The sequence below is a fragment of the Halomonas sp. DQ26W genome (assembly GCF_003339685.1).
GTDB lineage: Bacteria > Pseudomonadota > Gammaproteobacteria > Pseudomonadales > Halomonadaceae > Halomonas.
This window is the reverse complement of record NZ_QPKI01000004.1, coordinates 29897-54173: the sequence shown is the minus strand read 5'-3', so window position 1 is coordinate 54173 and position 24277 is coordinate 29897. Positions and strand designations below refer to the sequence as shown.

21 protein-coding genes are annotated in these 24277 nt (G+C 62.2%); 11 read left to right on the top strand and 10 right to left on the bottom strand.

What is annotated here, in order from left to right:
- Positions 1 to 470 precede the first annotated feature (470 nt).
- The 6 genes from DU490_RS03145 to DU490_RS03115 form a co-directional block, all read right to left on the bottom strand.
- On the bottom strand, positions 471 to 908 hold the full coding sequence (locus tag DU490_RS03145) for a low molecular weight protein-tyrosine-phosphatase (protein WP_114572886.1): 438 nt from the start codon (positions 906 to 908) through the stop codon (positions 471 to 473).
- Between the two features lie 159 nt (positions 909 to 1067).
- Complete coding sequence (locus tag DU490_RS03140; protein ID WP_114572885.1) at positions 1068 to 1832, bottom strand: ribonucleoside-diphosphate reductase; 765 nt, start codon at positions 1830 to 1832, stop codon at positions 1068 to 1070.
- Between the two features lie 204 nt (positions 1833 to 2036).
- On the bottom strand, positions 2037 to 4148 hold the full coding sequence (locus tag DU490_RS03135; RefSeq protein ID WP_114572884.1) for an adenosylcobalamin-dependent ribonucleoside-diphosphate reductase: 2112 nt from the start codon (positions 4146 to 4148) through the stop codon (positions 2037 to 2039).
- Between the two features lie 49 nt (positions 4149 to 4197).
- Positions 4198 to 4680: an SCP2 domain-containing protein gene (locus DU490_RS03130; protein ID WP_114572883.1), complete on the bottom strand. Its 483-nt coding sequence runs from the start codon at positions 4678 to 4680 to the stop codon at positions 4198 to 4200.
- 397 nt (positions 4681 to 5077) lie between these two features.
- Positions 5078 to 6463, bottom strand: a complete 1386-nt coding sequence (gene hemN / locus DU490_RS03120) for an oxygen-independent coproporphyrinogen III oxidase (protein ID WP_114572882.1) — start codon at positions 6461 to 6463, stop codon at positions 5078 to 5080.
- Positions 6464 to 6575: 112 nt separating this feature from the next.
- Positions 6576 to 7787: an NnrS family protein gene (locus DU490_RS03115; RefSeq protein ID WP_114572881.1), complete on the bottom strand. Its 1212-nt coding sequence runs from the start codon at positions 7785 to 7787 to the stop codon at positions 6576 to 6578.
- Between the two features lie 49 nt (positions 7788 to 7836).
- Between DU490_RS03115 and DU490_RS03110 the strand changes: the two genes are divergently transcribed.
- The 11 genes from DU490_RS03110 to DU490_RS03055 all read left to right on the top strand — a co-directional run bounded on the left by DU490_RS03110 (position 7837) and on the right by DU490_RS03055 (position 19300).
- Positions 7837 to 8253, top strand: coding sequence for a YbaN family protein (locus DU490_RS03110; RefSeq protein WP_114572880.1), 417 nt, complete (start codon positions 7837 to 7839; stop codon positions 8251 to 8253).
- A 53-nt stretch (positions 8254 to 8306) separates the two neighbouring features.
- Entirely contained in the window at positions 8307 to 8753 is a 447-nt protein-coding gene (locus DU490_RS03105) for an Rrf2 family transcriptional regulator (protein WP_114572879.1), read from the top strand.
- Positions 8754 to 8852: 99 nt separating this feature from the next.
- Positions 8853 to 9164 carry a cytochrome c5 family protein gene (locus DU490_RS03100; RefSeq protein ID WP_114572878.1) on the top strand — a complete coding sequence of 104 codons (312 nt, stop codon included), beginning with the start codon at positions 8853 to 8855 and terminating at the stop codon, positions 9162 to 9164.
- A 360-nt stretch (positions 9165 to 9524) separates the two neighbouring features.
- Positions 9525 to 11666 (top strand): transcriptional regulator NosR, encoded by a 2142-nt coding sequence (gene nosR, locus DU490_RS03095; protein ID WP_114572877.1) that lies wholly within the window; start codon positions 9525 to 9527, stop codon positions 11664 to 11666.
- Between the two features lie 3 nt (positions 11667 to 11669).
- The gene (nosZ, locus tag DU490_RS03090; protein WP_114572876.1) at positions 11670 to 13559 is read left to right on the top strand and encodes a TAT-dependent nitrous-oxide reductase; all 1890 of its coding nucleotides are present in this window, start codon (positions 11670 to 11672) and stop codon (positions 13557 to 13559) included.
- A 319-nt stretch (positions 13560 to 13878) separates the two neighbouring features.
- The gene (locus DU490_RS03085; RefSeq protein ID WP_258801199.1) at positions 13879 to 15186 is read left to right on the top strand and encodes a nitrous oxide reductase family maturation protein NosD; all 1308 of its coding nucleotides are present in this window, start codon (positions 13879 to 13881) and stop codon (positions 15184 to 15186) included.
- Positions 15183 to 16130 carry an ABC transporter ATP-binding protein gene (locus DU490_RS03080; protein WP_114572874.1) on the top strand — a complete coding sequence of 316 codons (948 nt, stop codon included), beginning with the start codon at positions 15183 to 15185 and terminating at the stop codon, positions 16128 to 16130. The genes DU490_RS03085 and DU490_RS03080 overlap by 4 nt, the downstream gene beginning before the upstream one ends.
- The gene (locus DU490_RS03075; RefSeq protein WP_114572873.1) at positions 16127 to 16951 is read left to right on the top strand and encodes an ABC transporter permease; all 825 of its coding nucleotides are present in this window, start codon (positions 16127 to 16129) and stop codon (positions 16949 to 16951) included. The genes DU490_RS03080 and DU490_RS03075 overlap by 4 nt, the downstream gene beginning before the upstream one ends.
- A 22-nt stretch (positions 16952 to 16973) precedes the next feature.
- On the top strand, positions 16974 to 17552 hold the full coding sequence (locus tag DU490_RS03070; RefSeq protein WP_114572872.1) for a nitrous oxide reductase accessory protein NosL: 579 nt from the start codon (positions 16974 to 16976) through the stop codon (positions 17550 to 17552).
- Between the two features lie 816 nt (positions 17553 to 18368).
- Positions 18369 to 18932 carry a hypothetical protein gene (locus tag DU490_RS03060; RefSeq protein WP_114572870.1) on the top strand — a complete coding sequence of 188 codons (564 nt, stop codon included), beginning with the start codon at positions 18369 to 18371 and terminating at the stop codon, positions 18930 to 18932.
- Positions 18932 to 19300, top strand: coding sequence for a DUF6164 family protein (locus DU490_RS03055; RefSeq protein ID WP_114572983.1), 369 nt, complete (start codon positions 18932 to 18934; stop codon positions 19298 to 19300). Before DU490_RS03060 ends, DU490_RS03055 begins: the two co-directional genes overlap by 1 nt.
- A 101-nt stretch (positions 19301 to 19401) precedes the next feature.
- On the opposite strand, the gene DU490_RS03050 is transcribed toward DU490_RS03055, so the two are convergent.
- From DU490_RS03050 to DU490_RS03035, 4 genes are all read right to left on the bottom strand, one after another.
- Complete coding sequence (locus DU490_RS03050) at positions 19402 to 19971, bottom strand: hypothetical protein (protein ID WP_114572869.1); 570 nt, start codon at positions 19969 to 19971, stop codon at positions 19402 to 19404.
- 68 nt (positions 19972 to 20039) lie between these two features.
- Positions 20040 to 20384, bottom strand: coding sequence for a plastocyanin/azurin family copper-binding protein (locus DU490_RS03045; protein ID WP_114572868.1), 345 nt, complete (start codon positions 20382 to 20384; stop codon positions 20040 to 20042).
- On the bottom strand, positions 20384 to 22060 hold the full coding sequence (locus DU490_RS03040; protein WP_258801197.1) for a NapC/NirT family cytochrome c: 1677 nt from the start codon (positions 22058 to 22060) through the stop codon (positions 20384 to 20386). The genes DU490_RS03045 and DU490_RS03040 overlap by 1 nt, the downstream gene beginning before the upstream one ends.
- Before the next feature lie 339 nt (positions 22061 to 22399).
- Complete coding sequence (locus DU490_RS03035) at positions 22400 to 24010, bottom strand: cytochrome D1 domain-containing protein (RefSeq protein ID WP_114572867.1); 1611 nt, start codon at positions 24008 to 24010, stop codon at positions 22400 to 22402.
- Between the last annotated feature and the right edge of the window lie 267 nt (positions 24011 to 24277).

Sequence of the window (24277 nt, the reverse complement as noted above, 5' to 3'; positions counted from 1 at the left end):
CTGATCTGTTCCTTGCTCCCCCTTTACTGGAGACTTCCAACGAAGTTGAAGTGTCTACTATCGATATCATTTTTTTTCTCCCGTGAATTCCCTTGGCACGCTACCGCCCCGGATTTCACTGGCAGCCATCCGAAGCCCGATCGTCCATTATCTGGTTGACCCGCTCTGCCGCTCGCATAGTGCAGCAGGGCGGGTATACCTTCCGTTACATACAAAGCAGCGGAAGATACGTACAGGTTACGTTGGACTGACAAGCTCACCGGCTGATTTTTAGTTAAATGACATGCTGAAAATTGGTTGTCACAATTGACCAAACGAAGTTTGGTCAAGCCTTGCGTGTGGGATGAGGCAACTCAGCCGCAGGCACGACAAACCGACCCGCCCAATGTAAGGAACAAGGCTCCTTATGGGCGGAAAAAGAAGGGGGATTTGCTTTGATATGCGCCGAAACAGGCGCGCGGTCTCGAGGGTTATAAACGACCGACCCACTCGCGGGTGGCGCGGGCAATAAGACGATGCACCAGGAGGAAAACAGCATCGGAGCGGCGATAGGGGTCGGGAATATCCTGGCCATTGCCCTGCTCCAGCCAATGGCCCAGGCGCATGGTCTTGCCCAGTACTGATGGCCAGCGTGATGCAATCTCACGACGCTGGTCATCGCTCATGACAAGTACCAGGTCGGCTTCGGCAAGCAGGTCGGCTTCCAACTGCCGGGCGCGATGCTTGCCAACCTCGAAGCCATCGGCTTCGGCAAGCTGCCGAGCCTTAGGCTCGACTTCCTCACCGACCAGGGCTGTGATGCCAGCCGACGATACTCGGCAATGTGGAAGCTGCTGACGAAGCATCGCCTCGGCCACGGGACTGCGGCAGATGTTGCCTCGGCAGACAACCAGGATGGACTTGAACATCGATATTCGTACTCCCAATGTCGAGGTACGCCATGTCTCACCGTAACAGAGTGGAAGGGCTCGGCAACTACCACACTGTTGGAGCAGCTTCAGCTCGCGACTGGAGGCCGGAGGCCTCCGTCAGGCGCCTGCTGAGCCTTATGCGAAATCAGGTAAGTTTCAGCCGCACTTGGACCAGCCACAACCCGCATAACAGGTCGGACAGCCATCCATCATGATCAGCTCGCCGCGGCACTCGGGGCAGTGACCCACCACCGTGGGGCCGTCACCCTTCTCCTTGTCCTGAGCAAGAGCCTCGGCCTTGGCCTGCTGTTCGGCACGGGCCTCCTCCTCGAGGGTGGGCGGCTGCCAGGGGTGGCCGTGGGTCAGGCGATGGGCGTAGCGGCTGACCAGCTCCTCCACCGGCACCTGGTTGCCGTCCTGGTCAAGGAAACCGCGACGATAGAGGATCTGCTGGATCGACCAGGCAATGGCCGCCACTTCGGAGTCATGGAACATCGGCTTGCCCCAGCGGTTCATGCCGCAGCGCACCAGGCCCTTGTCCCAGGCCACCTTGCGTAGGTCGGCCACCGCCTGGGTGACGTAGCCGCCGCGGGCGGCCAGCGATAGGCTGCGCATGGTGGCGGTGATCCACTGGTGTTCGCTAGAAAGCTGGCCGGAGGGGAAGAAGAACTCAACCGGACGCTCGATGACCACCCGCCTGCCGTCGAGTACGCCTTCCACCGGCATGAAGGAGACCAGCAGGTAGACCTTCTTGCGTCCTTCGGCGCCGACGTAGGAGATTTTCTCGGATACCGCCTCCAGGGTGCCCTCGGGACGAGACGGAATGCGCACCGTGAGCGGATTCTCATCTGCCAGGGGGGCTTCCTCCACGGCTTTCTTGACGCTGTAGGAAACGATCTTTGACTTGATTTCGACGGCCATCAGCAGGCTCCTGCGGAAAAGGATTCAAAGGCGCGCAGCTTTACTCGCTCGGGGCTGCTCCGGCGACACGTCCCGGAGCGCCGGACCGACGAGGAGGCGCTGTGAATACATCCCTGTACGCTACCTACACCATCCCTGGTGCAGGACCTCCTCTTCGACGTGTCCCCGGCGCCCCTCGCTACCGGCAGCTGGAAGTACACGGGCTTACCACTTACCATAGGTGCCTTCCTTCAGCGCATCATAGAGGTTCGCCGCGTTGTGCTCTTCGCCGTCGTAGACAACCTTCTCGTCGCCTGAAAGCTCTACCGTCTCACCGTTTTCCAGCTCGAAAACATAGGTGGTGTTCTTGAGATCGTCCTCGCGCACCAGCACGCCCTGGAAGGCTTCCGGATTGAAGCGGAAGGTGGTGCAACCCTTGAGCTTGCTCCCGTAGGCGTCCAGATAAAGATCCTGGAAGTGCTCGAAGGGGAAGTCGGTGGGCACGTTGACGGTCTTGGAGATCGCCGAGTCGACCCAGGCCTGGGCCGCAGCCTGCACTGCCACGTGCTGCTTCGGTGTCACCGCGTCGGCGGTGATGAAGTAATCGGGAAGGTCGCTCTCCACCGCGTCGGCGGCGATGAAGTGACGGTAGGCGGCCAGCTCGAAGGAGCACACTTCCACCTGCTCCTTGGTTTTCTTGCCCGACTGGATGACGTTGCGGAAGTAGCGGTGCGAGAACGACGGCTCGATGCCGTTGGAGGCATTGTTGCCCAGCGACAGCGAGATGGTGCCGGTCGGCGCGATGGACGAATGGTGAGTAAAGCGCGCGCCATGCTCGGATAGCGCTGCCACCAGTTCCGGCTCCAGCTCGGCGATCTTCTGCATGTAGCGGCTATAGCGCGCGTGCAGGATGCGGCCGGGCACCTTGTCGCCCACTTCGTAACCGTCCTTGGCCAGTTCCGGGCGCTCGCGCAGCATCTTCGGCGTGATCTCGAAGTCCTCAGCGAGTATCGGTGCCATGCCCTTCTCGCGAGAGAGCTCCAGCGCCTGTTTCCAGCCCTCGAGGGCCAGGTTGCGGCTCACCTCCTCGGTGAAGGCCAGCGACTCCGCCGAACCGTAGGGAATCTTGAGCATGGTCAGGGTCGAGCCCAGGCCGAGGAAGCCCATACCGTGACGGCGCTTGGCCTCGATCTCCTTGCGCTGGCCTTCAAGCGGCAGGCCGCTGATCTCCACCACGTTGTCGAGCATGCGCGTGAAGATCGCCACCACTTTGCGGTAGCGGTCCCAGTCGAAGCGCGCCTTCTTGCCGAAGGGGTCGATGACGAAGCGGGTCAGGTTGACCGAGCCGAGCAGGCAGGCGCCCTCCGGCGGCAGGGGCTGCTCCCCGCACGGGTTGGTGGCCCGGATCTCCTCGCAGAACCAGTTGTTGTTCATGCGGTTGACCTGGTCGATCAGGATGAAGCCCGGCTCGGCGAAGTCGTAGGTCGACTTCATGATGGTGTCCCACAGCTCGCGGGCCTTGATCACCTCGACGATGCGACAGGCCACGCGGCCTTCGTCGTCGGTGGTGTAGGCGTCTTCGACCACCGGCCAGTCTCGATAGATCAGGTCCTCGGGCTTCACGTCATCCTTCTCGCCGGCGTGCAGCGGGAAGGCCAGCGGCCAGTCGGCGTCCTGCTTCACCGCCTCGATGAACTCGTCGGTGATCAGCAGTGAGAGGTTAAACTGACGCAGCCGGCCGGCCTCGCGCTTGGCCTCGATGAAGCTGCGCACATCGGGATGGCCGACATCGAAGGTGCCCATCTGGGCGCCGCGGCGGCCGCCGGCCGAGGCCACCGTGAAGCACATCTTGTCGTAGATATCCATGAACGCCAGCGGGCCGTTGGTGCCAGCACCGGCGCCGAAGACGAAAGCGCCCTTGTGGCGCAGGGTCGAGAATTCGTAGCCGATGCCGCAGCCCGCCTTGAGGGTCATGCCGGCATCCACCACGCTGCCGAGGATGTCGTGCATGGAGTCGCGAATGGTGCGCGACACGGTGCAATTGATCAGGCTCACCGCCGGCTTGTAGTTTTCGGCGCCGGCGTTGGACATGATACGTCCTGCAGGGATGGCGCCGTTTTCAAGCGCCCAGCGAAACTTCGGCAGCCAAGCGTCGGCCAGGTCCCCTTCCACCACCGCCAGGGCGCGAGCCACGCGATCCCAGGTTTCAGTCACGTCCTTGTCGACCGCCCGGCCATGGCGATCCTTAAGGCGGTACTTGGCATCCCAGATATCACGGGAGGGTACCTGTAGCGGAACCTCATTGGATGTCTTGACGGCCTTGGTGGAAGTGCTCATGTCGGCTTATCTCCGCCTATGTTGGCTGTATTCGTTAACAAGAAGAAACTCAATCGTCGCGGCGTGCCACTCGTTCCAGGCGCGCCAGCCAGTCGCCCAGGCGTCCCTGGGCCAGCCCCTCTTCGCGGCTGTCCAGTAGGTTCTTCACCATCAACCCCAACTCGGTGTCGCCCTCGATCAACAGCCGCCGCTGAAAGAACAGGGCATCGGGGTCCTCGCGGCGCGTGGCCAGGCACAGGAACTCGCGCCAGCCGCCACGAATGGTCGCTTCCCCGACCTCGCGGCTCAGCACCAGCCGCTGGTTCTCGAGGGTCAGGGTCAACAGGACACCCAGGTCTTCCACGTGCAGCGTGATGCGACGCCCCTCCAGGGCATCGAACTCACCCTCTTCCAGGGGTTCGGCAAAGGTGCGGTTGAGCACTGGCTCGATCACGTGGCGTTTGAGTGTCAGAGGCACCCGGGGGTCGATGGCTCGTATCAGGCGAGTCAGGGCGGGCGGACGCGGCAAAAACGACAGGGGCAACGGAAGCATTGCTACTCTCCAGTGGAATCGAGCCTTGGGAATCGGCTGTGGCCATGGCGGCCGACGAACCGTCCATCCTAGGCACGATGCCGCACATCTGCACTGATATGTGTCAAGCTCATGCCACTCCCCCGACCGGGGGCTTGAGTACCATATATAGCTCACACGATCCGATCAAGCACCAGATGTAGCGTATATTTTCAACGCTACCTCTTGCATTGTGCTAACTATTTGATCCCTAAACGGCGCGCGCTCAACACCGGTCTCAATGCATTTCGCCAAGGCCTGATGCAGCACATCCACCTGGAGAACAACCTGCTGTTCGAGCGCACCGCCTGAGGCTCTACTCGCTCATGAAAAACGGCGCTCCGTGGGGCGCCGTTTGCGTGGGTCCTGGCCTGGGAGGCTAGACCGTACGTGAGAAACGCCCTTCATTGGGCTTGAGGTAAGCATCGAAGGCCATGGCCACGTTGCGCATCATCAATCGGCCGGTCGGCAGTACGTCGATGTACGACTCACCGATGGCGATCAGCTCGTCCTGCTGCATTTCGGCAAGCTCGGCCAGGGCATCGGCGAAGTAGTCGCGAAAGACGATATCGTGCTTCGCCTCGATATCGGCGAAGTCAATCCGGCCATGGCACATCAAGGCATTGATCACATCACGGCGCAGCCGGTCGTCGTCATTGAGACGATAGCCGCGCATCACCGGCAGCCGGCCCTCCTCTAGACGATGCTGGTACTGGGCGATCTCCTTGACGTTCTGGCTGTAGCTGTCGCTGACCTTGCCGATGGAAGTAATGCCCAGGCCGATCATGTCGCAGTCGGCATGGGTGGAATAGCCCTGGAAGTTGCGCTGCAGGGTGCCGTTCTCTCTGGCCAGGGAGAGCTCGTCCTCGGGCAGGGCAAAGTGATCCATGCCGATATACACGTAGCCGGCCCCGGTCAGGCGGCGAATGGTCAGTTCCAGCAGCTCCATCTTGCGCTCGGGCGGCGGCATGTCCTCGGGGCGGATCAGTCGCTGGGCCTTGAACAGCTCAGGCAGATGCGCGTAGCTGTAGGCGGCGATGCGATCCGGGCGTAGCGCGATAATCTTGTCCAGAGTGGTATCGAAGCTTGCCACGGTCTGCAGCGGCAGGCCGTAGATCAGGTCGACGCTGATCGATTCGAAGCCGGCATCGCGGGCGGCCTTGACCAGCGACACCACCTGCTCCTCGCTCTGCACACGGTTGACGGCTTGCTGGACATCCGCATCGAAGTCCTGAACGCCGAAGCTCAGGCGATTGAAGCCCAGGTCATGAAGTTCATGAATCTGTTCCGGGCTCACCGTGCGCGGGTCCACCTCCAGGGAGAACTCGCGCGCTTCAACGGGTGCGAAGTGAAACGACTCGTCCAGCGTCGTCATCAGATCACCCAGTTGAGCATTGCTCAGATAGGTTGGCGTGCCGCCCCCCAAGTGCAACTGGGTCATGCGACGCGACTCGTCGAACAGCGCCCCCTGCGTCTGCACCTCTCGCTTCAGCCAGTCCAGGTATTCCGCTGCCCGGTCTGTATTGTGGGTAATGATCTTGTTGCAGGCACAGTAATAACAGAGGCTCTTGCAGAACGGGATATGCACGTAGACCGAAAGCGGTTTGGGGGAAGCGACCCGGTTGCTGCGCTCGGCTGCGGCACGATAGTCATCCTCGGCGAATGCCGCGTGGAACTGGGGCGCCGTGGGATAGGAGGTATAGCGCGGCCCGGGGCGGTCGTACTTCTCCACCAGGGGGCGATTGAACAGTAGATCGTCTTGCATGATCGAAAGCAGCCTCTTGATAAGGGGGCATGTACATGCCATTGGCTATGCCGCCAGTATGACATCGGCACTACGCGTCGTCTTCGTATGCTCGCTCGACTATTGTCCGTGATCAATTACCGGGGCGAGTCGGCACCGGTCGGCCGGCCGGCATCTGCGCCAGCCAGTAGCACAGCCGCCAAGCCACCAGCAGCCAGGCCAGGCTCCAGAGCAGGGCCGAACACCACAGAACCACTAGCCAGCCACTGCCCGCGTCGAGCGCCCACAACCTCAGAATGGCGGCAGTGGCAAACAGTCCGGCCAGCGGAACCAGGGCCCGCTCGCTCTCAGGGCGCTGCCTGGCGCGCAGTATTACGTGGCGCAGCATGATGGTGCTGGACAGCGTGCCCAGGGCACCGATGGTGAAGACGTGGAGCGCCGAACTGGCATGCGACGGCACCCACCAGGTACGCGCCAGCAGCAGCAGTCCAATACCGAGCCAGGTATACCCCAGCATCAGTACCAGCAGGTCGGGGCGCTCGCGACATAGGCCGGGCTCCCAGCGCACTATCCGCCACAGCACCAGCAGCCCGGCAGCCAGCACCAGGCCTGCCGCCAGCGGCCGCAGGGCGCCCCACAGCATGAGGAAGGGAGCCAGGCCCAGCAGGCCGATCAGCGCCGACTCTACCCGTGGCTGCACGCCGGCCCCAACCATGCGATAGCGGCTCAGCAGATAGCCATTGACGGCCGGTGAGATGATACGCCCCCCCATGAAGGTCATCAGCAATACCAGCCACAGCACGCTCTGGTGCATCAGTGGTGCCGTCGTCGGCATGTCATCCAGGTAGCGCCAGGTCAGCGTGACCACCGCCAGCAGGCAGATCAGCGCCAGTAACGGGGAGAGCACCCGGTTGCGCCACTTTTTCGCGGCAAGGAACCGAGGTACCAGCAGGCCGGCCAGCCACAGGGCAAAGAGGGCATCGGCTAAGGTCGCCAGCATACTACCCGGCCACTCGAGGATGCCCAGCCGCCCCACCAACCACAGCCCCACCAGGCCCGCCTGCTGACGTTGCGACAGCGGACCGAGCAGATAGCCGGCGATGACCGCCAGGGCGAAGCCGAACAGCAGCTCTCGAGCGTGGGCCGCGGGAGAGGCCAGCTGCGACAAGATGCCCCACCCGTGGTAAAGGGCAAACAGCGACAGCGGCACCATCAGCGCCGCGTGCAGCGCCGCCAGCGGAAAGAACCAGCGCCAGGCCGGTCTTCGGGATGGCCTTGGGTGCGGGGCCGACACTTTTTCTGCGCCGATGCCCTGGGCAAACGGCTTTACAATGAGCCTAAACATTCATATAAAATACTCGTTAAAGCAAACACTGCCAATCCAAGAGGCCGCCATGACCTCCATGCTCTCGCGATTCGCCTGGCGCGCTCTGGCCTATGGCTGTATCGGCCTGGGGACTGCCGGTCTGGTGATGCCGCTGCTGCCCACCACCCCCTTCCTGCTGGTGGCAGCCTGGGCGGCTCCCAAGGGCTCGCCGCGCCTGGCACGCTGGCTGTGGCAGCACCCGCGGATCGGCCCCACCCTGCATGCCTGGCAGGAGCAGAGAGCCGTTCCGCGTCGCACCAAGCGGCTGGCAGTGGTGCTGCTGATATTCAGCTGGCCAGTGCTGTGGTTGGGTGGTGCGCCGCCCGGGGTTCTGGCACTGACCGCGGTGATCTTCAGCGGCGTGGCCTCCTTCGTGCTGACGCGACCCGATGCCGCACCCCTCCACCAAACCCGCTTGCCGGAAGTGAATACTAGGATAAGATGAATTTAATGCACTCTACTTGACTCTTATCAAGCATCGATCAGACGGGATATTCCATGCACCTGACTCGCTATACCGATTTCGCACTGCGTGTCCTCATCTACCTCGCCGTCAAGGGCGAGGAGCGCGCCACCATCCATGAGATAGCCGTTAGTTTCGGCGTGTCGCGCAATCACCTGATGAAGGTCGTCCAGGACCTCAGTCACCGCGGCTATATCGTTACCATCCGTGGCAAGAACGGGGGCATGCTATTGAATCGCCCCCCCGAGTCCATATCGCTGGGCGGCCTGGTGCGCGATACCGAGCACGAACTCGGCCTGGTCGAGTGTTTCCGCGATGCGAACGAGTGCGTGATCACACCAGCCTGTCGCCTCACGCTGATTCTCAACGAGGCAATGGCAGCTTTCATGACCGTGCTCGATGGCTACACCCTTGCCGACATGCTTGGCCAACGCCAGCCACAGCTGGCCCAATTGATGCAGATACCAGCAAAATCGCAATAGATTTGCCTATGCTCGCTTTGGGCATAATATCGAAGTCAGTCAGGAGCTGGGCCTCGCCCCGTCTGCCTTCACCGTGATCAGTACCATTTGGAGAAAACCATGAAAAACATGACTACCGCCCTGTTGGCCGGCGCTGCCGCCTTCGCCTTCGCTGCCACAGCCCAGGCGGAGCCCGACGGTGAAGCCATCTACAACCAGGCCTGCATGGCCTGCCATATGACCGGTGCCGCCGGCGCTCCGATCAAGGGTGATGAGGCGGCCTGGGCGACGCGCCTGGAGAAGGGGGTCGAGGCACTTTACGAAAACTCCATCAATGGCATCAACGCCATGCCGCCCAGAGGTGGCTTCGCAAGCCTGAGCGACGAGGAGGTCAAGGCCGCCACTGACTTCCTACTCGAGCCGGTGCTGTAACAGCCTTCTTAAGCAGGCCGGTGTGCTCAACCCACCCGAGGAAAGGGCGCAAGACCACTCGTGGCGTTGCGCCCTGTTCCGTTTCAAGCGCTCCCTACTATTTACTTCCTCCCCTCCTTGTTTCTCTCTGCATTCTCCCTGGCGCCCTTCATGCCGCACTGCGACATTGACCACCCAATACCCCTTTAAGGGTACTCCCTCAAGACGGTTAGACGTCCGCCACAGACATGATCCACGTCAATTCGGTGCCGGCGGTCTGCTGGCATGATGACAACAAGCTATAAAGATTCATTCCAGATACCTGTTCATTGCCTTCGTCCGTCACGCGTCTAGCAACAGGTTCGCAAGAAGGATCGCAACATGCCCACCCGGCGTAGCACCCTCTCCTCCCTGGTTCTCACCTGCCTGTTCTGCATACTGATGCTGATCGGCCTGTCCGCTCAGGCCTTCGAGCTATCGCAGATGAAAGCGGGATTCCCAGATGCCACGCGCATGGCAGAGGTTGAAGGTGAGCATGCCGCCAAGGCGGTCTATGCCGGTGAGAAGTTGCTGGGCTACGCCTTCGAGACCGACGATATCGCACCAATCCCCGCCTATTCCGGCAAACCCATCAACATGCTGGTGGGGATCGACCTGGAAGCCCGCATCACGCAGACCACCATTCTCGGGCATGAGGAGCCGATCATGCTGGTCGGCATTCCCGAGCAGCGATTGGTCGACTATGCCGATGCCCACGTGCCCCATCACGTCAACGAGCGTCTGCGTGTCGGCGAAAACCTGGACGCCATCTCCGGCGCCACGGTGACCGTAATCGTCCTCACCGAGACGGTGATGCGCTCTGCCCGGCGGGTAGCGGCCGAGCAGGGCCTGATCGACGATCCGCTGGCCACCCCCCCGGCCGAAGTGCGCTACGACGTGTTCGAGCCGGCCGACTGGGAAACCCTGGTGGGCGACGGCAGCATTCGCCGCATGCATTTGACCCACGGCGAAATCGACGAAGCATTCATGGGCACGCCTGCCGAGGACTATGCCAGCGGTCAGGCGGCTGACAGCACCTTCATCGATCTTTACGTCACCTACCTCAACGCTCCCACCGCCGGCCGCAATATCCTCGGTGATATCGTTTACGAACAGCTGATGGAGCGTATGGATGAGGGCGAGCACGCCATCGGCGTGATGGCTGGCGGCGACTACTCGTTCAAGGGTTCGGGCTACGTTCGCGGCGGCATCTTCGATCGGATCGAAGCGTCCCAGGGCAATACCAACATCGCCTTCCAGGACAGTGACCACCGCCGCATCGTACGCCTGGGCATCGACGGCGCCCCTATGCTCACCGAGCGTGACATCTTCATCATTCGCGATGATGTCGAGTTCGATCCCGGCGAGCCTTGGGAACTCGGCCTGCTGGTGCGCCGCGCTACCGGCCCGCTGGATACCGAATTCGTGCGCTTCAACGCCCACTACAGCATTCCCGAAGCCTACATCGAACGCCCCGAACCCATGGTGGAAGAGGCGCTGTGGGTCCAGGTATGGCGCGACCGTACCTTCCAGATCGTGGTTCTCGGCCTGGGCCTGACCGTGCTGACCGCCATCATGCTGTTCCAGGACGTGCTGGTGCGCTATCCGCGTGTATTCGCCCCACTGCGTGTCGGTTTCCTGGTCTACACCGTGGTATTCATCGGCTGGTACTCCCTGGCCCAGATCTCGGTGGTCAACATTCTGACCTTCGTCCACTCATTGATGGGCGGCTTCAGCTGGGGGTCGTTCCTCATCGATCCGATGATGTTCATCCTCTGGTCGTTCGTGGCAGTAACGCTGCTGCTGTGGGGCCGCGGCGTGTTCTGCGGCTGGCTGTGCCCATTCGGCGCCATGCAGGAGCTGATCAACAAGGCGGCCCGCAAGCTCAAGGTGCCCCAGTTTGAAGTGCCCTTCGCCGTACATGAGCGGCTGTGGGCGATCAAGTACATCATCCTGCTGGGACTGTTCGCCGTGTCGCTGCACTCGCTGGGGCAGGCCGAACGCTACGCCGAGGTAGAGCCGTTCAAGACCGCCGTGACCATGCGATTCCAGCGCGAATGGGCCTTCCTGGCTTACGCCCTGGGTCTGCTCGCCATCTCGGCGTTCACCCACAAGGCCTACTGTCGCTACATCTGCCCGCTGGGCGCGGGACTTGCGATTCCCGCCCGCCTGCGCCTGTTCGACTGGCTCAAGCGCCATCGCGGCAGCTGCGGCACCCCCTGTCAGATCTGCGCCAAGGAGTGCGAGGTGGCCGCCATTCATCCCGACGGCCGCATCAATGCCAACGAGTGCCACTACTGCCTGGATTGCCAGGTGACCTACCACGATGACCAGCGGTGTCCACCAGTGGTCAAGCGCCGCAAGCGTTACGAGAAGGCCGTCAGGGCCTCATCGAAGAACGGCGGTGTCGACACGTTCCCGGCCGATGCTGCACAAGGCAGCCAGGCCAAACTGCAGCGCATTCCCACTCTTCAGGAGGAGTGAATCATGAGTGACAATGAGAACATCAAAGACCTCAGCCGCCGCAAGTTCCTGCGCAACAGCGCAGTAACCGGCGTCGCCGGGGCCGGCATCGCCGGCGGATTCGGTGCCGGTGCCATGATGGGCAGCCGTCCCGCCGAAGCGGCGACGAACAATGAGCATCATGTAGAGCCGGGCGAGCTGGACGAGTACTACGGCTTCTGGAGCGGCGGCCACTCCGGCGAGGTGCGCATCCTTGGCGTGCCCTCAATGCGTGAGCTGCTACGCATCCCGGTCTTCAACGTCGACAGCGCCACCGGCTGGGGACTCACCAATGAGTCCAAGCGCGTGCTGGGCGAGAACGCCCCGCTCAACGGCGACACCCACCACCCCAAGGTGAGCTACACCGACGCCCGCTATGACGGCCGCTACTGCTTCATCAACGACAAGCTGAACACTCGCGTGGCGCGCATCCGCCTGGATATCATGCGCGCCGACAAGATCGTCACCATCCCCAATGTCCAGGCCATCCACGGCCTGACCCTGCAGCGGGTGCCGAAGACCGTGGACGTCTTCGCAGTGGGCGAGATGATCGTGCCGTTGAACAACAATGGCCAGAACATGGACGACACGTCCGATTACTGGACCATGATGACCTGCCTCGACGCCGACACCATGGAGATCAAGTGGCAGGCGATCGTCGACGGCAACCTGGACAACTGCGACACCGACTATACCGGCCGCTTCGTCGCCGCTTCCTGCTACAACTCGGCCCGCGGCATGACCCTGCCGGAAATGATGGGACCGGAGCGTGACTGGACGGTCTTCTTCGACGTGCCGGCCATCGAGGCGGCCGTTGCCGCCGGTAACTACACCACCCTGGATGATTCCCAAGTGCCGGTGGTCGATGCTCGCGAGCAGGCCCATGAGGGCCGCAACCCCTTCGCCCTCTACGTGCCGACCCCGCGCAGCCCGCACGGCGTCAACACCATGCCCCCGGAAGGCAAGTACTGTGTGGTCAGCGGCAAGCTCTCCCCGACCTGTACCGTGATCGAGTGGTCTCGCGTCGGCGAGTGGTTCGACGGTGGCCTCGACGACCCGCGCGACACCGTGGTGGCCGAGCCAGAAGTGGGCCTGGGGCCGCTGCATACCACCTACGACAACCGCGGCAACGCCTACACCTCGCTGTTCCTGGACAGCCAGGTGGTGAAATGGAACGTGGAGGATGCCATTCGCTCCTACAATGGCGAGGAGGTAAACTACATTCGCGACCGTATCGACGTGCACTACAACATCGGTCACATCAAGGCATCACTCGCCTGTAGCCGCGACGTCGACGGCAAGTACCTCACCGCGCTGTGCAAGTTCTCCAAGGACCGCTTCCTGCCGGTAGGCCCGATGCACGCCGAGAACGATCAGTTGATCGATATCTCCGGCGAGCAGATGACGCTGATTCACGACGGCCCGACCTACGCCGAGCCCCACGATGCGCTGATGATCCGCGCCGACCAGCTCAACCCGTCGCAGATCTACACCAGGGACGACCCCTACTTCGCCGAAACCGTGGCCATGGCCCAGGCCGATGGCGTCACGCTGGAGACGGACAACAAGGTCATCCGTGACGGCAACAAGGTGCGAGTCTACATGACCTCCGTGGCGCCGAACTTCGGTACCACCGAGTTCCGCGTGAAGAAGGGCGACGAGGTCACCATCGTGGTCACCAACATGGATACCATCGAGGATGTCAGCCACGGTTTCGCCCTGGTCAACCACGGCATCAACTTCGAGATCCATCCGCAGCAGACCTCTTCGGTGACCTTCGTGGCCAACAAACCCGGCGTCCACTGGTACTACTGCAGCTGGTTCTGCCATGCCCTGCACATGGAGATGTCAGGCAGGATGCTGGTGGAAGCGTGATGTAACCCGGCCGGCCCTGCGGGGCCGGCCCAAGGCTCTGCCTGAAAAGTCGACGAGCGATGGTCAGGGCTAGGCCCGTTCCATACGGGCCAACGCACTTCCCACATCCCTGTGGGTCGCAAGGCAAAAATCGATGACAAATCGGCAGGAAAGCCGATTTGGGCAGCTCCGCTGCTCGAAGAGCGAGCGATAGGGATGTCGTGAGTCCAAAGACAAAGTTTACGAGCTGTAAATGAGTACTTTGAGCCGATTTTTAACGCCGTATGGCCGAGCGCAGGCACTTTTCGGACAAAGCCCAGCAATTCACGAGGTGACCGTGGTGCGACATACTCTTTTCTCTTTTCTGGGCGGCTGCGCCCTGCTGCTGACGGCGAACTTCGCCTTCGGCGAGCTGCGCATCGAACCCGGCGACGGTCCACTCCAGTCTCATATCGATGCTGCTGCGCCCGGCAGCGAGCTGACGCTCGCCGAGGGAATCCATACTGGCAGCATCCAGATCGACAAGCCCTTGACCCTGCGCGGCGAACCCGGCGCCATCCTCGACGGCGAAGGCCACGGCGACGTGATTCGCGTCACGGCCCCGGATGTACGCATCGAAGGCCTGGCCCTGCGCAACTCAGGTTTCAACCTGACCGACATGAACGCCGGCATTCACGGCGAAAGAGGCGCCCATCGCCTGCATGTCGAAGACACCACCATGGATAATGTGGCCTTCGGAATCTGGCTGTGGCATGCGGAGGCACCGGTTCTGGTCGGCAACCGCATCACTGGCAATACTGAGATTCGCTCTCAGGATCGTGGCGACGCCATCCGGCTTTACAACATCGATGGCGGCCTGATCGCCGATAACGTCGTTAGTGGCTCCCGAGACGCCATCTACGTCGATACCAGCCGCGACCTGGAATTCCGCGGCAACCGGCTGAGCGACTCCCGTTTCGGCATCCACTACATGTTCACCCACGGCAGCCGCATCATCGACAACCATACCAGCGGTACCCGGGCGGGCTATGCGCTGATGATGTCCCGGGACCTCAAGGTGCTGAACAACCGCTCCGAGAACGACAACAATTACGGCATCCTGATGAATTACGTCAACTACAGCACCATCGCCGGCAACCACCTCAGCGGCATCACCGCCTGGCAGGGTACTGGCGGCAATGAACATGGCGTGACATTGGGGGCCGAAGGCAAGGCGCTGTTCATCTACAACTCCCAGGCCAACGAGATCCACAACAATCGCGTGGCCGACAGCGAACTGGGTATTCATCTCACAGCCGGCTCCGAGAACAATCGCCTCTACCACAATGCCTTCATCAATAACCGCCAGCAGGTGATGTACGTCTCCACCCGCACCCAGGAGTGGTCGGTGGACGGCAAGGGCAACTACTGGAGCGACTACCTGGGGTGGGACCTCGCCGGTGATGGTATCGGTGACACCGCCTACGAACCCAACGACGCCGTGGACCGCCTGCTGTGGCGCTACCCCAGCGCACGACTGCTGATGCACAGCCCCGCAGTGGTGGCGCTGCGCTGGGTGCAACGGCAGTTCCCGATCTTCCGAGCCCAGGGCGTACGCGACAGTGCCCCCCTGATGCGCGAACCCCAAATAGGAGGCATCCGCCCATGAATCCGGTGATCGAATGCCACGGACTCACCCTGAAAAATGGCGACCTGACTCGCCTCGATGCCCTGAACCTGACCGTCAAGGAGGGCGAGGTGCTGGCCCTGCTCGGCCATAACGGCGCCGGCAAGACCACCACCATGAAGCTGATCCTGGGGCTGCTCTCGCCCAGCGCCGGTTCGCTCTCGGTGCTCGGCGGCGCCCCCGATGGCCCCCACGCCGAGACGCTGCGTCGTCGACTGGGCTACCTGCCCGAGAACGTCAGCTTCTATGAGCAGCTCAGCGGCCGCGAGGTACTGACCTACTTCGCCCGCCTCAAGCGAGTCGACAGGCGTCAGGTGGATACGCTGCTCGAACGTGTCGGCCTCATCGAGGCCGCCGGACGGCGCGTCAAGACCTACTCCAAGGGCATGCGCCAGCGCCTCGGCCTGGCCCAGGCCCTGCTCGGCGACCCTCGGTTGCTGCTGCTCGACGAGCCGACCACCGGGCTCGATCCCGCCGCTACCCGCGACTTCTACGAGACGGTAAGGGAGCTGCGCGAGCGAGGCTGCACGGTACTGCTCTCATCCCACGTGCTGCCCGGGGTGGAACCCTATATCGATCGCGCCCTGATCCTCGGCGCCGGTCGCCAGCTGGCACTGGGAAGCCTTGAGGAGCTGCGTGCCGAAGCCGCACTGCCGCTGACGGTTCGTGCCCGCGGCAGCTGGCCCGGTACCGACTGGTCGAACGGCTGGGACGAGACCCAGGTGACGGCTCGCCATCTCAATGGCCACGCCCTGGAGTTCGACGTTCATCCGTCGGCCAAGATGGCGGTTCTTAGGCGCCTGGCAGACGCGCCGGGGGTCGAAGATATCGACGTCATGCCACCGACCCTGGAACATCTCTACGCGCATTTTTCGGCGCCAGCAGTGTCATCATCATCGATCCATGCATCACGAGGTGCGTCATGAACACGGCCCTGATCGTCGCACGTAAAGAGTTCCAGGATGGCCTGCGCAACCGCTGGGTGCTGGCCATTGCCTTGATCCTTGCCGCCCTGGCGGTGGGCATCGCCTGGTTCGGCGCCGCCGCCAGCGGTGGCATGGGCTTCACCTCGCTTGCCACCACCGTGGTCAGCCTGTCGACCCTGGCGGTGTTCCTGATTCCGCTGATCGCCCTGCTGCTGGCCTATGACGCGGTAGTAGGCGAGCAGGAAGCAGGCACCCTGCTGCTGCTGCTCACCTACCCGCTGAGTCGCACGTCGCTACTGATTGGCAAGTTCCTCGGCCACGGCCTGATCCTGGGTGCCGCCACGGCGCTCGGCTTCGGCATTGCCGGGGTGGTGATCGCCTTGGGCGCCGAGGGCGTAGATATCGCCGAGCTCACCGCCAGCATGGGGCTGCTGATTCTCAGCAGCGTGCTGCTGGGCTGGGTCTTCATCGCCTTCGCCTACCTGATCAGCGTCTGGGTGACCGAGAAGGCACGCGCCGCCGGTCTGGCACTGGGCGTCTGGTTCCTGTTCGTGCTGGTGTTCGACCTGGGGCTGCTGGCGCTGCTGGTCAGCGTGCAGGGCGGCGGCGACTGGCTGCCCTGGCTGCTGCTGCTCAACCCCACCGACGGGTTCCGCCTGATCAACATGGTCGGCTTCGACACCTCCCAGGCCTATACCGGCGTTACCGCCATCGCCCAGGATAGTGCCTTCCACCTCGGCTGGCTGGTCCTGGTGCTGCTTGGCTGGATCATGGCGCCGCTGGGCCTTGCCATCCTGCGCTTCCGCCACCACTCGGCCTGAAGGGCCTACCGGAGATGCCCCGATGATTCGCGCCACCCACACCGTTCGCTCGCTAGCCTTCGCTTTCATCCTGGCCCTGCTGGCAGGCTGCGGCAGTGACGAGGAGAGACCGCTGGCCCCGGCCCAGCCGATCACCGACGGCGACAGCTGTCACGTCTGCGGCATGCTGATCAGCGATCTTCCCGGCCCCAAGGGGCAGGTCTACCTGAACCGGGACGAGGCGGTGCGCAAGTTCTGCTCCACCACCGACATGTTCGCCTTCCTGCTGCAACCGGAGAACGAGACCCAGCTTAGCCACGCCTGGGTCCACGATGTCGCGGTCACCCCTTGGGCAAGCCCCGCCGATGACGCCTTCATCCTGGCCAGCGAGGCCTGGTATGTGGTGGAGCATGAGCGCCGCGGCGCCATGGGTCACACGCTCGCCTCGTTTCGCGAGCAACACCACGCCGATGCCTTCAAGGAAACCCATGGCGGTCGCGTTCTCGCCTTCAAGGACATCGACCTCGAGCTGCTGGCCGAACTGGGCCGGAGGGATGCCGATATGCACAATGGCATGAGCCACGGCGGCGGTGCACAGAGCAACGGTATGCAGGGACATTAAAGAAAACCGCCTGTCCACAGCCTGGGGCTATGCTGTAGTCGATAGCATGACTATTCGGCTAGAGGGTTCGGATGATGGTCGGCGTAAACAGAAGTTTCGTCGAGGGTATGAAATCACTACGTACCGGAAAGAAGGGACACCTGATGGCCAGCATGACCCGGGGCCTGAGCGATCAGGACATTGCCGATCTGGCAGCCTATTTTCGGTTCTACGCAGACTGGCGTGAAGAAGCCGCAGGCCTCCCGGCGGGGTTGCCAGTGCCGGCGACCATCGCCAACGCCGTGGCCTCCGCCAAGGCGCCTGACGGCGCCAGTCGCGATGCGGAGCAGCGCTCCAACAATGATTCTCTCCACCAACNTGCCAGTGCCGGCGACCATCGCCAACGCCGTGGCCTCCGCCAAGGCGCCTGACGGCGCCAGTCGCGATGCGGAGCAGCGCTCCAACAATGATTCTCTCCACCAACGCGAACCGCACCGCTGCAGGAGGAAGCTTCAGCTCACGACTGGAGGCCGCAGGCCTCCCGGCGGGGTTGCCAGTGCCGGCGACCATCGCCAACGCCGTGGCCTCCGCCAAGGCGCCTGACGGCGCCAGTCGCGATGCGGAGTCGGGGCGCCGAACCGAGCGCTCCAACCAGGAGCGCCTGCGTCGCTATCACCGAGGCGTCCTTCCACACTGCAGTCTGTGCAGAGCAGATTCACACCAAAGTGTGAAGAAACTACTTTTCCAGCCTCGGCCCCTGAGCCGGCACCCGCATAGGGTCGGCTCGTTAGGTTCGGGGTGCTACCATCGGAGGTTGTCGCCCCCAGGAACCCGGTCATGATCCCGATCACTCGCTCAGCCTTGTGCCACGCTCCCATATGGCTGCTACTTGCCAGCTTGCTTGCAGCTCCACTGGCCCACGCCACCAACTACAATATCAGCGACATCCAAGCGCATGGCCAATGGCACTCCCTGGCCCTGTCGCTCGGAGAGGAACGACACTTCCGTGCTCTGGAACAGCACAGCTACAGCGATTCCATTATCAGCCTCAACTACACGCCTGGAGTCTGCGACCTCCCCTGGCTCGAAGTCCGCGTCGAACTCGACGAGCATCAGGCCGAAAGTCGGGTCGCCAACCTGGTGCCCGGCGACCTGCGGGTCGACCACGAGACTATCCACAACGGCATGGCGGAGTTCGTCACCCAGCGAGGTGACAGTGGATTTTATGTCAATTTTTATCTCGACGAGCAGGCGCTGCTGGTCGAGGAGATGCGCGAGGGTGAGACGCTTCGGCTACGTCTCGATCGCGGCGAGGAGGACTACTGGTTCATGAGTTTCGACCTGAACGGTGCCGATGCGGCCATCGGCCGTGCCGAGCGGCTGTGCGAGGCGGCCAGCTGATGGCGACACTGCTGTTTCGCTTTACCCATGTTTCCGAAGAGGAAGCGTGGGAAGTCCGCCAGCTGCTCGCAGAGCAGGGCTTCGACACCTACGAGACCCACGCCGGCTTCTGGCGGCTGGGCGTCGATGCCATCTGGCTGCGCGATGCCTCTCAGTTGGAAGCGGCGCAGGAGGTGCTCGCCCGCTATCAGGCCGAGCGGCAAGAGCGAGTGCAGCAGGAGCATGCGGACCAGGTCGAGCATGGCCAGGCGCCCACCCTTTGGCAACGCCTGCGCCAGCATCCCCTGCAGATGCTGCTGGTGGGCCTGGCCGTCATTGCCATACTGGCGCTGACGCTAGTGCCCTTTCTCGGACTTATCGAGGCCTGACACCAGCATCCGTGACGCAATAACGAAGACAGCCGCTCTTGAGGGCGGCTGTCATGGGTAGTGCTCCTATCAGCGAATGCTCTGCTCAGAAAATGCTCATCTCAGCGAAACATCTGGGTATCGAGGTATTCCACCGACAGGTAGTCCTCGAAGGACCAGAGCCGCACGAAGCGGCCTCTTTCACTCGCCTCGTTACCATCACCTCCCCAGACGGTAAGGCTATTGGGCTCTTCCGGCATACCATCCTTCAACTGCTCGAACCACCATTCGGCCATCTCCTCTTCCCAGGGCTTGCCGTAGCGCGCTTCGAGCTCTGCCTTTACGCTGGCGTAGTCCTCCACACGGGGGTGGAAGGCCACCACCAGTGCGAGCTGGTCTCGCCCCGCCGGAAAGACAAAGCGCAGGTCGGTTACCGGCTCACCCTCGGCAGCGAGCTCACCGTCGATGATGAGATCGTTATCCTCGGTCTCCTGAACCGCAACGTTGACGACCTGATCCTGCTCCAGATGCTCCAGCACCGCTTCGGATGACATCCCGAAGTCGGCACTGCGATAGCCGTTGGGACTCTCGGATGCTACCGCGCTATCGGCCATTGCACCACCGGCCGTCGCCAATGCCAGTGAGGCCAGCAGTCCGCCGAACAGTGCGGCGGGTCGAGTGATTGTCGGCATGCGAACTCCTATGTTTTCAGTGCCCTGTTTACAGTGTCCATGGGCGCCACATACTTGTCGATGAAGACCTATTCGGCCTCGATGACATGGATCACGCCACGCATGTCACGATTCTCGTGGGGCTGGCAGAAATACTCGAAGGTGCCGGTTTCGTCGAAGGTGCGCTCCCAGCTCTCGTCGGGAAACAGCCGCGGCGAGCCCATATCCTCATCGGGGAAGTAGACATCATGGCTCGTGCGACGCTCTGCGCTGACCCAGCGCACCGTCGTTCCCACCGTCACCTCGAGCTCGGCAGGGTGGTAGCCGTAGTCGAGCATTTCCACTTCGACGACATTCTCGCCGGCCTGGGCCACCCCGCTCAGCAGCAGGATGGTCAGGGCGGTGGCGCCAAGTGTCAGAAGGTGTGCGCGCATTATCGCGTGATCCTTGTGGCATTGAGTTCCACCATATCCTCTTCGAAGTCGCCGGGAAGCTCGGCGTCAAAGGCCAGGCCGAACTGCCAGGAGACGTGGTGGAAGCGAGACGCGGCATGGTCGTCGTGTAGTGCCACATTGAAATTGTACTTTCCATCGGTGGAGAGTGGCTTGTCGCCTTCCACGCCGGTGCGCAAGGCCCGGGTCAGGTAGGCCGTCCACACGCCGTCCTCCTCTGCTGCGGTCATGACCACCGCATCGCTCTGGGAGAGATGACGCTGCTCGAGGATATAGCCGCTCTCGGTCACCTCGTCACCGCTCTTGAAGCGCGCCAGGTCGAGATACACGCCACCGCCCAGAAGTTCCTCGATTTCGGCCTCTTCCTTGAGCTTGTCCCACCCCCCGCGGGCAGCACCACGACGACCGCGAATCTCGATCTCGGTACGACTCTCGGACAGGTATTTGGTCACACCGTTCATCATGTCGAGACGCTCGGCCAGCTCGCTCTCGGCCATTGCTTCCGCTTCCGGTGCATCAGGCATGTAGGTTGAATCGTGGTGGCAGCTCGCCCAGCAGCCGCCGCGGTCGGCCATGTCGACACGATCGTCAGCAAAGCTCAAGGCGAGCTTGATGGCGTTGTCCGGGTCCATCATGCCGCCATCGACGAAGGGCAGCGGCGCGTGCTCGCCGGCCTCCCACTGGAAGCGCATGAACAGGTAGTCATCATCGAAGGAGGCCTGTACGGTCATCGGGATATGGCCGCGCTTGTCACCCAGGTCATAGGTCTCGAACTTCTCGGCGTTGACCGCCATCTGTCCTATCTGCTCTTCTTCACCCTGATGACACCAGATGCAGCGGTCACCGAAGCTGAAGGCGCGGCCGCCGCCGTGCTCGCTGCCGTCCTGGACCCATTCGATGGAGGCCTGGCCAGGCAGGAACAGCGTCATGTCCAGTGCCGGCACGTCACCCCAGTCGAGGCTAGAGGCGATGTCGCCCTCGGCCACCATGGCCTCGCCAAGCTCTTCGGTTTCCAGCGGCATTTCGGGTTCGCCGCGTTCAGCAAGGCCGGTAGCAGGCTCGTCGTGGTCGAAGCGGGCCAGCCAAACCTCGGACTCATCCCAATCCTCGGGCAGCTCATGGGCGATGCCCTGGTGACACTCGATGCAGGTCTGCCCCTGCTCGAACCCACGGGCGTGCTCGCGGGCGGCACGTGGCGCCTGCTCCTCGAGATCCATGGCCGACCAGTCATGACAGTTGCGGCACTCGCGGGAGTCGGTACGCAACATGGAGCGCCAGACATTCTCGGCCAGGTGCAGCCGCTTATCCTCGAATTTCTCCTTGGTATTGATGGTCCCCAGCATCCAGTGCCACACCTCGCGGCTGGCCTCGATCTTGCGGATCATCTTCGGCCCCCAGGCATCGGGCACGTGACAGTCCGAGCAGGTCGCCCCTACCCCGGTGGCATTCTGGAAGTGTGGCCGCTCCTCGTACTCCTCATAGACCCAGCTCATCTCGTGGCAGGCCGTGCTGCAGAACTTCATGCTGTTGGTGGCTTCCATCACCGTATTGAAGCCACCCCAGAACAGGATGCCGGCAACGAAAAAAATCATGGCGGCACCAAGCGATGCCCCCATGATGGTGATCTTGCGCCAGTTGCGAAGACGCTCCCCTTTCATGTCAGTCTCCCGAAATTGTCATGACACGGTTCTTGCTAGGAGCCTGTCGGGTTTGACCGATCGTCACGAGAGATTTGGATTTCGAGACAAGTTTATCGATCTGATGAGGCGAATAGCCCGCTATTTAACGAATCAGATCGAATGAAATTGGCCGAAATACCGGATCTCGCAGTAGATCAGTGTTAAGTCCGACAGGCTCCTAGAGTTAGCCTGCCTTGCCGCCTGGTTGAGGTGGTGTTGTCCGGCCCCTTGCTCAGACGCTCCCCCCTGTATGGGATAAGAAACGGCTGAAGAAGGAGCCGGGACGTCATGGGACGCCCCGGCGGGTTCAGCAAGTGATCAGCCGATGTGCTTCTTGCGGTTGTAGACGTTGAACTTGCCGGTCGGCGTGTTCAGGTTCTCGATGACTGCCTTCACTTCCAGCGTCTTGTCGTCATAGACCACGATGGCGCCATCATCCTGGTGACCGCGGCCGCGGGCCCAGATGGAGACCCACACCTCGGTACCGGTCTGGTCGTACTCCATGTGCACGGCAACGGCGTCATGTTCGGCCGGACGGTCGGCAACATGGATCGGAGTCAGCTCGCGGGTCTCCTTGTCCATGACCATGACCCACTGGTTGACGTCGGCCTCCGGGTGCATGGCCTGGTCGATCCAGACATTGCCGGAGTCAGGGTGGCTACGCACGAAGAGCCCCGGACCATCGGTCTCGACGCTGCCGCAGATTTCCCACGCCTGGTCCGGATGTCCCTCGGGATCGTTGCCCCAGAAGGTCATGCGGCCTTCACCCAGGTGGGTGGTGCCAGCAACCGGGCCACACTCGGAGTCGATCCAGTTGGCACCTGGTCCCGGGTGGGGGATCTGACCGGTGTTGAGCATGCCCACGCGTTTGCGGGTCTCGGTGTCGACGAACACCATCAGGTTGCTGAAGTTCGCCGCGATCTGGAAGTAGCGACCGGTAGGATCGAAGAAGCCGTCATGCAGGAACTCGGCAGACTCGATCATGTCGATGCGCAGATTCTCCAGGTCGCTGTAGTCGACCTGCCAGACCTGACCGGTTTCCTTGACGTTGACCAGCCAGGTGGGTGCATTGGGCGTGTTGTAGAGTGCCGCAACGCGCGCCTCGTGGACGTAGTTGCCTTCGGTATCATAGCCGCGGGTGGAAACCACCTTGAGCGGCTCCATGGTCTCGGCGTCGGCAATCACGAAGTGCGGTGGCCAGTAGCCACCCCCAATGACGTACTTGTCCTGCCACTCACCGTAGTGAGAGACGGCCACGTCACGGGCGTCGATGCCGATGAACACCTCGGCGGTCACCTGGGGCGGATCCATCCACAGATCGATCTTGGACAGGCGACCGTCACGGCCCTGGACGTACCAGAAGCGACCATCGGAGCTCTCCTTGGCCACATGCACGGCGTAGCCGGTCTCGGCCTCGGTGACGAGTTCCTTGGTGTCGCCGTCGATGATGCCCATGGCGCCACGGTCACGCAGGATGGTGACCATGAAGTTTTCCCAGTTACGATCGTGCTGGGGCTCGCTGGGCCACTCCTCCTGGGGCACCAGGATCTTCCAGGTATCGCGGATATCGGAAAGCGACATTTCCGGCGGCTCTTCCGGCGTCTGCTGGATGTACTTGGAGATCAGGGTGATCTCATCTTCATCCAGGATGCCGTCGAAGTTGTTCATGCCCCCTTCGGTGCCCAGTGTGATGATGCTCTCCAGACGACGCTGGCCCAGCTCGATGGTGTCTTCGGGCAGCAGGCCCGGGCCAGTGGCGCCGCCACGCAGGGTGCCATGACAGCCGGCGCAGCGCTGGAAGTAGATGGCGCCAGCCCTGTCCAACTCTTCTGCTGACATTTCCGGAGCCGCGGCATGGGCGGTGCCCATCATGGCGGCCAGCGGGAAGCTGAGGGCGAAAATCCCCTTGCTCAATGCTCTCTTGTGCATAACGTGCCTCGCTTGGTTTCCCCTTCGGGTAGTACCTGGCGGGTGCCCCAGCCTGACCCCTTTGTTAGGTCCAGTCGGTCATGACCATCAGCCACCCCCCACCTGAACCCAGTAGAGCAGCTTTCAGCCCCTGCTCACTTGACCATTATCAATAGATGCATCCTGGAGTTGACTTGTGTCACAAGTGACGCCAAGAAATTTGCCGAAACGCCGCCGGCCCGAAAAAAACGTGCCGATGGAAAGCGATGTTCGGGGTTGAATTCGGCA